11 protein-coding genes are annotated in these 12,381 nt (G+C 65.4%); 7 read left to right on the forward strand and 4 right to left on the reverse strand.

Annotated elements, in window-relative coordinates:
• Positions 1-1,188 (forward strand): ABC transporter ATP-binding protein, encoded by a 1,188-nt coding sequence (locus HCR84_RS00095; protein ID WP_166983090.1) that lies wholly within the window; start codon positions 1-3, stop codon positions 1,186-1,188.
• Positions 1,185-2,405, forward strand: a complete 1,221-nt coding sequence (locus HCR84_RS00100; RefSeq protein ID WP_166983089.1) for a cytochrome P450 — start codon at positions 1,185-1,187, stop codon at positions 2,403-2,405. The genes HCR84_RS00095 and HCR84_RS00100 overlap by 4 nt, the downstream gene beginning before the upstream one ends.
• A gap of 63 nt (positions 2,406-2,468) precedes the next feature.
• Here HCR84_RS00100 and HCR84_RS00105 read toward each other — a convergent pair whose 3' ends face one another.
• The 3 genes from HCR84_RS00105 to HCR84_RS00115 form a co-directional block, all read right to left on the reverse strand.
• A complete protein-coding gene (locus tag HCR84_RS00105) occupies positions 2,469-3,497 on the reverse strand; it encodes an ABC transporter substrate-binding protein (protein WP_166983088.1) in 1,029 nt (342 codons plus the stop codon).
• 129 nt (positions 3,498-3,626) lie between these two features.
• Entirely contained in the window at positions 3,627-4,628 is a 1,002-nt protein-coding gene (locus HCR84_RS00110) for a PaaX family transcriptional regulator (RefSeq protein WP_166983087.1), read from the reverse strand.
• A complete protein-coding gene (locus tag HCR84_RS00115; RefSeq protein ID WP_166983086.1) occupies positions 4,625-5,173 on the reverse strand; it encodes an HtaA domain-containing protein in 549 nt (182 codons plus the stop codon). The genes HCR84_RS00110 and HCR84_RS00115 overlap by 4 nt, the downstream gene beginning before the upstream one ends.
• 54 nt (positions 5,174-5,227) lie before the next feature.
• Here HCR84_RS00115 and HCR84_RS00120 point away from each other — a divergent pair, with 54 nt between their 5' ends.
• The 4 genes from HCR84_RS00120 to HCR84_RS00135 all read left to right on the forward strand — a co-directional run bounded on the left by HCR84_RS00120 (position 5,228) and on the right by HCR84_RS00135 (position 9,335).
• Positions 5,228-5,818 carry a MarR family winged helix-turn-helix transcriptional regulator gene (locus HCR84_RS00120; RefSeq protein ID WP_166983085.1) on the forward strand — a complete coding sequence of 197 codons (591 nt, stop codon included), beginning with the start codon at positions 5,228-5,230 and terminating at the stop codon, positions 5,816-5,818.
• An 85-nt stretch (positions 5,819-5,903) separates the two neighbouring features.
• The gene (locus HCR84_RS00125) at positions 5,904-7,019 is read left to right on the forward strand and encodes a CapA family protein (RefSeq protein WP_166983084.1); all 1,116 of its coding nucleotides are present in this window, start codon (positions 5,904-5,906) and stop codon (positions 7,017-7,019) included.
• Between the two features lie 87 nt (positions 7,020-7,106).
• Entirely contained in the window at positions 7,107-8,426 is a 1,320-nt protein-coding gene (locus HCR84_RS00130) for an alpha/beta hydrolase domain-containing protein (RefSeq protein WP_166983083.1), read from the forward strand.
• A gap of 15 nt (positions 8,427-8,441) precedes the next feature.
• Positions 8,442-9,335, forward strand: coding sequence for a PaaX family transcriptional regulator (locus tag HCR84_RS00135; protein ID WP_166983082.1), 894 nt, complete (start codon positions 8,442-8,444; stop codon positions 9,333-9,335).
• Here HCR84_RS00135 and HCR84_RS00140 read toward each other — a convergent pair.
• A complete protein-coding gene (locus HCR84_RS00140) occupies positions 9,309-10,730 on the reverse strand; it encodes an MmgE/PrpD family protein (RefSeq protein WP_166983081.1) in 1,422 nt (473 codons plus the stop codon). The two genes, HCR84_RS00135 and HCR84_RS00140, sit on opposite strands and share 27 nt — an antisense overlap.
• 126 nt (positions 10,731-10,856) lie before the next feature.
• Here HCR84_RS00140 and HCR84_RS00145 point away from each other — a divergent pair, with 126 nt between their 5' ends.
• Positions 10,857-12,380, forward strand: coding sequence for a carboxylesterase/lipase family protein (locus tag HCR84_RS00145; protein ID WP_166983080.1), 1,524 nt, complete (start codon positions 10,857-10,859; stop codon positions 12,378-12,380).
• The last annotated feature ends 1 nt before the right edge of the window (position 12,381 follow it).

A 12,381-nucleotide genomic window follows, 5' to 3' on the forward strand; every position in this document is an offset into this window, starting at 1 on the left:
ATGACGCAGATGACAAAGCAGAATTCCGACGTGCCGGCCACAGACTCGGTGGGCGAGCAGGCGCAGCCCGTCGTGCAGCTGCGCAATGTCGTCAAGCGGTTCCGACGCGCAGACGGATCTGTCGCCAATGCGATCGACGGCGTCTCGATCGACGTGATGCCTGGCGAGTTTCTCGTATTGCTCGGCCCGTCTGGGTGCGGGAAGACGACGCTGCTGCGCACCATCGCCGGGCTGGAGCTGGCGGACGAGGGTGAGATTGATGTGCACGGTACGACGGTGCTCTCGGTGCCGCGCAAAATCGAGCTGCCACCCGAAAAGCGCCACCTCAGCATGATCTTTCAGTCTTACGCTCTGTGGCCGCACCTGACCGTTTTCGACAACGTCGCATACCCGCTGCGCAGCCGCGGCAGACGGCTGCCGAAGAGCGAGATCGCGGCGAAGGTCAATCGCGTCCTCGGTCTCGTGGGCGTGGAGAATCTCGGAGGTCAGTACCCCGGCCAGATGTCGGGCGGGCAGCAACAGCGTGTCGCACTCGCTCGCGCCCTCGTCGACGGAGGAAACCTCGTGCTCTTCGACGAGCCACTGTCGAATGTCGACGCAAAGGTTCGCGAGACGCTGCGACGCGAACTGCTCGAGATGCAGCGCACGCTCGGCTTCGCTGCCGTCTACGTGACGCACGACCAGAACGAAGCAATGGAATTGGCCCACCGCGTGGCAGTGATGGGGGGAGGGAAAGTGCGCCAGCTTGGGCCGCCCGCTGACATCTATTCGCACCCCGTCGATAGATACGTTGCGAACTTCATCGGCACCACCAACGAGATTCCGGCGACCGTACGAGCGATCGACGGCAACCGTGTTGGGATCGATACCCCCGCCGGCCAAGCACTGGGCGTGGCCGCCGATACCCATCTCACGCCAGGGGACGCCGTGATTGCCTGCTTCCGTCCCGAATACGGTCAGGTTCAGAACGCGGAGAAGGCGGCCAACAATGTGTGGTCGGGAATCGTCGAACGGGTGCTGTTCCTCGGGCAGACGAGCGAGACCATCATGCGTCTCGGCGGTACGGACCAATACCTGAGATTGACGAGCCTCGGCGAGCCCGAGCACGGCGAAGGAGACGACATCACGATCACAATCCCCGAGCATCGGCTGCGCATCATGCGCGCCGAGGGAGAGAAGGCGCAATGACGACGATCGACGCGAACCGCCGAGACGACCGCCGATTCGACAACGACTTCGATCCGGTACGAGACGGCGAGACCTTCACGAGCGCCCACGAGGAGTTCCGCGCGCTGCGTGAGCGGCACGGCGGCCTCACGCGCTCTCAGGAGTACGACGGGTTCTGGGCGGCTGTCGGATACGACGAAGTGCTGAGCGTTATCAGCGACATCGAGCGCTTCACAACGCGCAAGCAGAACGCGATCCCGAAGTTCGCCTTCACGGGCGTGCGCCCGCCCCTCCACCTCGATCCTCCCGAGCATACGGAGTATCGACGGGTGATCAACCGCTTCTTCACACCACCTCGCATGCGGGCGCTCGAGCCGGCTGTGCGGAAGGCCGCCACGACTCTCTTCGATCCGCTGCTCTCAGAGCGGTGGGTCGACGTGTGCAAGCAGTACGCGCACCGGTTTCCCGCATACGTCTTCGCCGAGTTCTTCAACCTCGACGTCGCCACGAGCGAAGAGATCAAGAATGTCAGCGGCACCTACGTCGATGCGATCCAGATGCTCGACCACGACACCGTCAAATCGCTCAGCGGGCGCCTCTATGACATTGCGCAGGGAATCATCGACGAGCGAAAGTTTGGCGACTACAACCCCGATGATGATCTCACCGCGGGACTGCTTGCGGCTGAGCACAAAGGGGAGCCGCTGCCGGACGCCATGATCCTCGGCTGCGTCCGCCAGCTGATCGTGACGGGAATGGTCGCGCCGAGCGTATTCACGGGCAACATGTTCGTACACTTGGCGCGCGATCCGGAGTTGCAGAGCCAGCTCCGCGAGAAGCCATCGTTGATTCCGGATGCGGTTGAGGAGATGTTGCGTCTGTACTCTCCGTACCGCGGCATGGCGCGTACGGCACGCGTCGATACCGAGCTCGCGGGGGTCGCTCTCAAGAAGGACGACCCGATCGCCCTGGTCTACACCTCGGCAAACCGTGACGAGAGCGTCTTCCCCGACGGCGAACGCTTCATACTGAACCGCCCGAACATCACGAAGCACATTGCGTTCGGCCGCGGAACGCACAGCTGCCCTGGTGCGCCGCTGGCGCGCATGATGATGCGTGTCACGCTTGAGGAGGCGCTCGCGCGAACGTCGGGGTGGAGCCTCACAGTCGAGCCGGAGATGGCGATCTGGGCGGAGTGGGGCACGCGCTCGGTGCCGCTCGATTTCGTTAGGGCCTGAGCGCCCGCGAAAAACAGGCGGTTCCCGCACGCTGGGTGCGGCAACCGCCTGTTGTCTGTTTCGTCAGATGCCGAACGCGTCGAGGATCGCCTGCTCGTTCTCGAGTGCCTTGTCGCGGTCGATTCGCACGTAGTCGGCGGGCATCTCGTCGTAGTCGTACGCCGAGATGTTGCCGGGCGCGCCGTTGATGATCTCCTGTGCCTCCTCAGACAGCACGAAGTGTGCGAACAGGCGCGCGGCGTTCGGGCTCTGTGCATCCGTCGAGATCGCCATGACGATCTCCGGCCCGGTCGTGAGGCTGGGGACAGCTACCTCCACGGGCGCTCCGGCTTCGGCCGCACCCGTGACCACCTGCCCGACGTTGGGTCCCGTCACGGAGCCTTCTCCTGCTCCGAGTGCCTCGGTCATCGGCACGACCGAGTTGTAGAGTCGCACAGCATTGTCGGCGATCGCCTCGACGGTCTCCATGCCGTACTCGTCGGCGACCATCGTCCAGAACTGCAGGTACGCCTGCGACGATGACGGATCCGTGAGGAGAAGCTCTCCCTTGTACTGGGGATCGGCGAGGTCGGCGAACGTTTCGGGGGCCGGAAGGTCGCCCAACGCCTCGGTGTTCCACGACAGGGCGCTCGGGGCAAACTGCACGACGGCAGTGCGGCCTCCGTCGATCTTGCCCTCTTCTGGAAAGTCCTTGTATTCCGGGATGTCTGCCTCATCGAGGCCCGTGAGCCATCCCTCGTCGATTCCAATGTCGACGAACTCGCCGTAGCTCGGAATCACGAGGTCGGCGGCGGGCGCCCCCGCATCGACCTCCGCGCTGTACCGGGACGCGAGCTCGCCGCCGGTCATGCGGACAAACTGCGCGTCGATCCCGTACTTCTCGGCGAAGAGATCTGCGAGCTCTTGTCCCGTCTGCTCGGGGGGCGTCAAGTAGAAGACAAGAGAGCCTTCCTCCTGAGCCGCGGTGATGAGCTCGTCGAGCGCCGCGTTTCCCGTGGATACGTCTTCATTTCCGGCCTGATCGCCGGAACAGCCGACGAGTGTAAGTGCGGCGACGGTGATGATTGCCGCCGCGGATGCTAATCGCCTCATAGTGTGACTCCGTTGTCGTGACGAGGTGGTGCTGTCGAATATGGATGACATCTAGTGTTCCGGGCGTCACACCAAACGTCAAGTAAATAATGCGACTGCACAGATCGAGTGCAGGCCGACGAACGGGCGTCAGCTGATCTCGCGGCGCCTGTCGGCCGTCACGGCGCGGGTCATCTCGGGAGTGACCTGCTCGGCGGAGCGCGGTGCAACCTGGTAGCTCACGATGTGCGACAGCGTTTCGTCGTGGTGCGCGATCACGTGCCGCACGTGCGCGGCTGCGGCCGGTCCGAGGCTCTCGTACAGGTCAAGGAATACCGCTCGAGCGCGCGGCCGCGACCAGTCGCTCGGCAGCATCGCCACGGGAAGCTCCGGGTCCGTGAGGCGAAAGGCAAGCCAGTCGTTCGTCAGCTTCGTGCGCAAGCGAAGCGCCTCCGCGGGAGGCACCGGTTCGCTCGCCTGCGCGAGAAGCGCACCGTATTCAGTGACGAAGGCCTCGTACGCCTCGCCGAGCGCCGTGAGATCGAACGCGTCAGCGATCGCCGCCCGATCCCCGTCGCGCAGCGACCAGGTTGCGCGCATGACATGGCCAGCCTCGACGCCGAGATCGTCAAGCAGCTCCACTGCCTCTTCGCGACGGTCGTGCGGCGTGATCCACATTCCGTCCTGCAGATCTCCGAACGCCATGGTCCGCAATCCGTTGCGGAGCAGGCGGCGTACGTCGCGCTCGGTCTCGGGAATCGAGTATGACACTACGGTCCAGTGCTGGTCCCAATCGGCGAAATCGGCCCCGAAGGTCAGGGCGCGCGCAGGTCGCAGCCGTTGGCTCGCGACGATGTCGGCAGGGATTCCGTACGAGGTCGTGCGGCCCTCCCGCCGCTGTGTGAGGGCCCCGTGTTGGGTGAGACGGCGCATCGCCTGTCGCGTCGCGTTCTCTTGAGACCCGAACTCGGCGAGAAGATCGACGAGCGCCGCCGACGGAAGGAGCTCGTCTCTCGCGAACCAATAGTCACCGAGCAGGGTGATGAGCAGGTGCCGCGTTCCGCGACTCGAGTGCGGACGGCGCCCTCGATAGTGAGGCTGGTGGGGATCTGAAAAATCGACGTCCGCGTTTGCGGGCCTTCCGATGGTCACGAGGCGGCACTCCGTGCGGGAAGCGCGATCTGGATCGGCGCGAACGGTTCCCCCGCCTCATACACGTCGCCGAACAGCGAGGATCCCGCGGCGGTGAGCGTGGTCATCAGGGGTGGGAAAACGCGCCAGCCGCCCTCGAGCTCGACAGGCTCGGCCGGAGTGACGTCGAGAATCCGGAGCTCGGAGCTGCCGTGCGTGACGACGAGCGAGCCCACCTCGTCGCCGAGCGTGATCTCGGGCGAGCCGAGCATGACATCGAGCATTCCGCCGTGCGCGATGAAGCGAACGATCCCCTCGAAGCGGAGGTGCAAGCGACCCTTGGCGTGCGTCTCGGACGCGAGTGGGAAGCGAAAGGTTCCCTCGCCGTCGGTCTCGACGCCACCGTCGCCGAACACCTGGCCATCGGGGCTCCCCGCGACGTACCCGACGAAGCTCTCGCGCACCGCCCAATAGAGACCCGTGACGACCCCAGGCGGGCGCATCTCCGCGTCAACTCCGGTGTCGCCCATGACATTGATCATGACGAACGGATCGAGCTCGGTCAAATGTGAAGGCGCGTCACTCTCGTCAGCCCGCGCAACCGGCGATAGAGTCTCATTGTGGATGACATCACTCGAGATCCGCGCGGGGAACCGGCGATTGCCCGCCTTGGCTACAGCTCCTATCGGCTCGCCCGCGCGTTCACGCGCTTCACGGAGAACGTCGCTCTCGCGGAGGGCATCACGCTGTCGCAGTTCGTTGTGATCCAGGTGCTCGGCGAGGGTCTTCCCCTGTCGAACGCGAGTCTGGCGCGCCGCACGTTCGTCAGCGCGCAGGCGGCACACACCGTCTCGAACGAGCTCATCGAGCAAGGGCTCGTCATGCGAGGAGACCACCCGCATAACCGGCGGATTCGACTGGTGCAGCTGACGGAAGAGGGCTGGGCAGCGCTCGAGCGCTGCACAGCGGCGCTGCGCGCGCACGAGGATCACCTCATCGAGGCCATGGGCGGCAAGCCAGATGGCACACTCCGGGACATTCTCCAGGGTGCGGCAGAAGTGCTCGCGGGCGGATACTTCGACGATGACGAGGCTGAGGCCGAGGCGATTTCTCGTCGCACGTCGAGCGTGCGTCCGCGTCACATCCCCTCTCGACTCGCAGCCGCGCGACTGAGGTCGGCTGGGCGCGAGGACGACAGAAAGACGCACTGACTCCCCGCTGAGCCCGCGGAGCATTGACCGTGACGTACGATCCGGATAATATCAATCTGACTGATATCGAAGGAGGGTCATCACGATGCGAATCACGGCCGTCGGGGACATCGTCCTGCAACTCGACGATCACGACGAACGTTTCGTCCCCAGCGCCCCGGTGTTCCGGTCGTCGGACGTCGCGATCGGACAGATCGAGGTTCCGCACACGACAGAGACGGATGTCGTCGGTATCACGGTCCCCTCACCCCCGGCAGATCCTGATGCCCTCGGAGCGATGGCACGTGCCGGATTCACCGTCGGCACGGTCGCCGGAAATCACTCGTACGACCTCGGAACGCGTGGTGTGATCGATACCCTTCGCAACGCCGGGAGATTCGGCATCCAAACCACAGGCACCGGCGCGACAATCACGGATGCGATGAAGCCAGCCATCACCGGCACGCACGATCGGTCGGTCGGCGTTCTGAGTTTCAACTGCGTGGGGCCGCGCGAATCGTGGGCGACGAGCAAAAAGGCTGGATCTGCATACGTCAAGGTGCTCACCCATTACGATCTCGATGACCTGAACCCAGGCAACCCCCCGCAGGTGTACACGTTCTGTGATCGAAAGTCGCTCGACCAGATGACGGCCGCGGTTTCGGCAGCGCGAGACACGGTTGATGTCGTCGTCATCGCGCTTCACAAGGGCTACGGGCACACGCCCGCACGGATCGAGGATTACGAGTACGACGTCGCTCACGCCGCGATCGACGCGGGCGCGGACCTCGTGGTTGCGCACCACTCGCACATCATGCGCGGAATCGAGATGTACAAAGGTCGCGCAATCTTTCACGGTCTCGGCAACTTCGTCACCGTCACCACGGCGCTGACCCCCGACCCCGAGAGCGACTCCGAAGAATTGAAGGCGTGGGCGAAACGGCGCGAAGAGCTGTACGGCTTCTCGCCCGACCCGAATGTGCGCGGCTACCCGTTCCACCCTGAAAGTCGCAATACTGCCATCGCGGTTCTCGACATCGATGAGGCGGGCAAACCTTCTTTTGGGTTCATCCCGTGCTGGATCGACGACTATGCGCGCCCCGTGCCACTCGATCACGGTTCGGATGGCGACCGCGTCGCCGAGTACATCAGCGGGATCACGCGGACAGCGGGGCTCGACACGCGCTTCAGCTGGGATCGCGACGTCGTGCGCGTGGAGTGACAGCGCCCGCATTAGATATCCCCAGGCGGTACGATCGACAGAGAGTCTGTCTCATGTATTCGATCGCGCCGAAGGGGCATCTCGGGTATGGCCGCACAACGCACCGTCGTCACCTCCCTTCCGTCGAGCGCGCAATCGGTGCCGTTCGGGCACGACGACCTCGGCGTCTCTGAGCTCCCCTCGGCGGGTTACGCGCAGACGGAGGTGCTTCTCTCGGGCGTGGCGGCGGGCGAGGCCTACACAACCCGCGCGTTGCTGCGCCATCCGGCAGACCGCGCATGCTTCAGCGGCGTCGTGCTCGTCGAGCCGATGCACTGGGCAGGGGTTCGCTCGGTGTGGCGCGCAATCAGGCGCGTCCTTGTCGCCGGCGGGCACGCTTGGGCTGAGATCGCTTCGCAGTCGACGTCTCCGCAGCGCCTGAAGAGCTTCGATCCCGTCAGGTACGCAGACGTCACGCTCGCCGACGTCGCAGATGACGCAGGCCCGGCCGAGGCGAGCATCGGAGCGGATGCTGCGGCAGGGCGCACGTTCGAGAGCGTTCGACTCGAATCGGATGCCTTTCAGGCGCGATGGCACCGCTCCAATGTGCAGTCCGCAGAGATCATCGCTCATTTCGCCGACGCGCTGCGAGAAGGTGCAACGCCTCTCACCGGTGTGACGCACGTGTTTCTCGGCGGTCTGTCGCAGTCCGGGGGAGTGACGCGCGCGTTTGCCACCGATCACCACCGACACGTCAGCCGAGAGCATCCGATCTTCGACGGCTACCTCCCGATGGCCTCGGGAGGCGAGGCGCTGACCGATCTCGATGTCCCTGTGGTCGAGCTGCTGGGGGAGTCCGAGCTCGAGGAGCTCCGCGCCCGATACCTGCTTCCGGGGCAAGTGCGTGGCTTCTCCCATCGTCGTGCCGACTCGCCGCGCTACCGGCTGTACGAAGTCGCAGGTATGGGGCACACCGACAGCAGGGACGACCCGCCGCCACGCTCGCAGACAGCCCTTCCCAGTGGGCGCCGCTGGAGCCGTTTTCCGAACGCACACGCCGTGCACTTCGCGTGGAATGCGCTCCTTCGCTGGGTCCGTGACGGCACGGAACCCCCTCACGGGTGCGTCATCGACACCGATCAGTGTGGGCGCATTTTGCGAGACGAACACGGGCACGCGCTCGGCGGGCTCCGCAGCCCGTACCTTGACGTCCCCGTCGTGCAGGTTTCGGCAATCGCCGGTGCCGGTGCCGAGTGGTCGTGTGGATCTGAGCTGGTATTCGACGAGGCGCGGCTTCTGAGTCTCTACGGCTCCGAGAGCGCATACCGGAGCAGGGTGGGCGCCTGCCTCGACGAGCTCGTCGCTGAGGGATACTACCTAACAGATGACGCCGTGGACTATCTGTCGCGCGCCACCTGGACAAAGTGAGGAATGGACACGACGATGACGACGACAGAGGAACTGGCCCAGCTCGCGATTTCGGTGCCGGAGACCGTGAGCTCTCAGAACATGCTCGTCACGCTGCTGGCGGATTTCGACTTCGCGCACGCGGGCCCCGTCCCGTCTGCCGCTGTCGTCGACGTGCTCGGCGACTTCGGGATCACATCTGCGGGCGCGCGAATCGCGCTGAGTCGAGTGGCGCGCACCGGCAGGCTCGAGCAAGTGCGAAACGGGCGCCAGACCTCGTACACGTTCGGCTCGTCTGGCCTCGACGAGCGCGAGCAGCGATTGCGCACGTACGTCAATTTTGGCGCGAAACGTCCGGCCTGGGACGGGCTCTGGACTGTCGTGACGTTCTCGATTCCCGAGGAGGTGCGCGGGTTGCGCCCGAAGCTGCGCCGCGAGCTCGAACGCCTCCTTTTCGCTCCCCTCACCGATGCCGTGTGGGTGCAGCCCGCAGACCACGCTTCCCGTGCCATCGCTATCGGCGAGGAGCTCGGCGTCAATCTGGCAGCAATGCGCGCCACATTCGACTCGCCCGAACGTGGTGGCCTCGACCCCGTCGCAGCGTTCCCTCTTGCCGACGTGCGCACCCTCTACGACCACTACCGCAAGACGTTCGACCCGTGGCTCCCGCTCGTTCGAGACAACAAGGTCGACGCGCATATCGCGCTCGTTCTACGCGCCAATGTGCTGGCCTCGTGGCGAAACATCGCGCGCACTGATCCCGACCTGCCTCGCGAGCTGCTGCCTGACGACTGGCCCCAGGACGCGGTCAGGGAGCTTTTCATCGAGCTGTGGGAGGGGCTCGGCCCGATCGCCCTGCAGCGCATGCGAGAACTCATCAGTCCGCACGATGCCGAGCTGGCGTCACGCCTGCGCGTACGCCGCTCGTGAGGCCGCGCCGCATCGCGCACTGACGATCTCGCCCAGGTCGATCCTCAGCCCAGTGGAGCTGCGCAACGTGAGGATCCGATTCGCCATCCGCTCCGCATCACCGCGGCTCATGCCCTGAGGGGCCTGCGCCGCGCAATCGACGAACTTGTTTCGAAGTCGTTCCGTTCCCAGTGGCGAAGCCGGGTTGCCAAGCGGCGTCGGAACGTCCTCGTGGAGCCGCCGTCCATCCGTGAGGACGATGACGATCTCGCCGTGCGTCATCGACTCCGGGTTGTCTTTTGACGGGTCGGCGACGAAATCGATGCGATCGGCGAGCGTCAGCACACGCTCATCGCGCATCGCGGGCTCGGTGAAGGAGGCGAGTGAGAGCTCGCCGTGCACGAGCGCGCTGGCCACGGTGAACGGCAGACTGAACTTGGCGTTGATGGCTCGCGTCGGGCGCCGTTTCGACTCCAGCGGCTCGGCAAGCATCGCATTCACCGGCGCCCCCCACAGTTCGACCCGCTCAATCGCGTCGATGCGAATGCCGCCGCGCAGTCGCAGTGCACCCTCAACGAATGAGTGCGTGCCGCGGCAACTCGGCCACGGCTTGTAGCTGACCTGTGTTCCCCAGAACCGCGTGCCCAGACCGTCGAGAATCGGAGCGGGGTCGTACGCGCCGCCCGCGTACGTCGAAAAGAACCCGTACCGACCTTCCAGCGGCCTCTCGAAGCCGGTGATGCCAAGCGCAGCAAGATCGGTTGAGCGCACCGCGGCCTGCGCGGCGAACGCGTCGCGAACACCGCGCACGTCCGAGTGCGGGCTGAACTTCACCTCGCCGCTCGCCGTGGCCTGCGAGATCACGAGTGAGAGGGCATCGAGCGTCTGCGCCGAATCGAGGCCGACCAGATGCGCCGACGCGACGGCTGCGCCGAGAGCCCCGAGTATCGGGGGCGGGTACCAGCCGCGTCGCCCCATCTCGTCGCCGGCGGCCGCCGCCATGCGGGCCGTCACGTCACAGCCGATCGCGATTGCCGTGATCAGGCGATCGCCCGACACGTTCTCTCGTTCGGCGAGTGCGAGCACAGCGGGCACGGTCTGCGCGTGCGGATGAACAGGCAGACCGTCAATCGAGTCCTCGTAGTCGAGGGCGTGCGCCATCGCGCCATTCGCGAACGCTGCCGCGGCGGCCGGCACGCGCTGCTGCGACCCGAACACTGTCGCGTCGGCCCGTCCTCCCTCCGCGAGGGCGATCTGCGCGAAGGCGGCGGAGCCGGCATCCTTCCCCGCCGCGGCAAACGAGACGCCGATCGCATCGAGAAGCGACTGTTCCGCGGCACGGATCGCCGCCTCAGGCAGGTCGTCGATTCGCAGCCGAGCGGTGACATCGACAAGGGCCCTCGAGAGACCGTCCATACTTTTTCCTCTCGCACCCACAATAGATACCGTCTATTGTATCGATAGTTATCAATCATGATAACTATCGATCGAGTGGGAGGATTGCACGAGCACGGCGCAACTCCGATCTCCGGAAGGAGCATCATGACCGACCCTGTCGTCGAGACGACCGCCGGACGAGTTCGCGGTCGGCACGTCTCGCGCGGTGTGCTGCGATTCGCCGGTGTGCCGTACGCAGACCCCACGGGCGGAGAGAACCGCTTTCGCCCCGCCAGGCCGCGCACCCCCTGGCTGGGAATTCAGGATGCTTCAGACTTCGCCGCCGTCGCCCCCCAGCACGTCCCGCTCGCCGACGCCTGGCAGCGAGGCGACGCGATGTCGGAAGACTGTCTCACGGTAAACGTGTGGACGTCTTCTCTCGAGGGCCGACGCCCCGTCATCGTCTGGTTTCACGGCGGCGGCTTCGCCGCGGGTGCCGCCCACGATGCACACAGCGACGGCATAGCACTCGCACGCACGGGTGATGTCGTGATCGTGAGCGTCACCCACCGGCTCGGGCTTCTTGGCTTTCTCAACCTCGAGGGCGTCAGCAGTGACGAGTTCGTCGGGTCGGCAAATGTCGGCGTGCTCGACCTCGTCGCGGCGCTGACGTGGATTCGCGACAATATCTCGTCGTTTGGCGGCGACCCAGACGCCGTGACGATTCACGGTCACTCCGGCGGGGGAGGCAAGGTCGCCGCCCTGTGCGCGATTCCCTCCGCGCGGGGGCTCTTTCGGCGGGCAGCGATTCACGGCGGCCCGCCGTTCGGCTTCAAGCACAATGCCACCGCGCACGACACCGCGCAGCGAGCCCTCACGCTTCTGGGCATTCCGACTGCTCAACCGGAGCGCCTCCGCGACGTTTCGGTGGAGCAGCTGCTGGCTGCGCAGTGGGACCTGGGCGTGCGCGGTCATCCGGGACCAGACGGAATGCGGTTCGCGCCGACATTCGCCACAAGCGCGATGCCCGAGGATCCCTACACCTCGTTCGCAGCCGGTGCGGGCAGCGACATTGACCTGATGATCGGCACGGCGCTCGACGAATCGCGGGTCGCGGCATTCGCCCAGCCCGCGTACCTGTCGGGAGCTGAGATCAGCGACGACGACCTCATCAGACGGCTGCAGCCGGGATTCGATGATCCAGCCGACGCCGAGCGCATCGTCACGGCCTATCGCACGTTCGCTCCCGACCTCGGCAACGTCGACCTCTTCTTTGCTGTCACGAGCGATCAGTTTCGCGTGCGCTCTCTCCGCCTCGCCGACGCGAAGCACCGGGGCGACGGGCGGCCATCTTGGGTGTACGTATGCGCCGCCAATCAAGACAAACCGCATCGCGCATTCCACGGCATCGAGATGCCCCTCTTCTTCAACAACACAACCGGGTCAACGCCCGCGCGTACGGTCGCGACGGCGCTCAGCGCTGAGCTCGTCGGCTTCGCTTACGGCGAGCTGGCCGCATCCGCCACGTGGGGTGAGTACACGCCGTCGTGTCCTGACCAACTCGTCATCGACGACCGGAGCCTCGCAACGGTGCGTGCGCCGTGGTCCGAACGGGTGGGCCTCTGGGACGACACACCCGTTACGGCACGTACCGACCCCTGGACGACACTGTGGCGAGCTCCCGAGTAAG

The sequence above is a fragment of the Paramicrobacterium fandaimingii genome (genome assembly GCF_011751745.2).
Classification (GTDB): Bacteria; Actinomycetota; Actinomycetes; order Actinomycetales; family Microbacteriaceae; genus Paramicrobacterium; species Paramicrobacterium fandaimingii.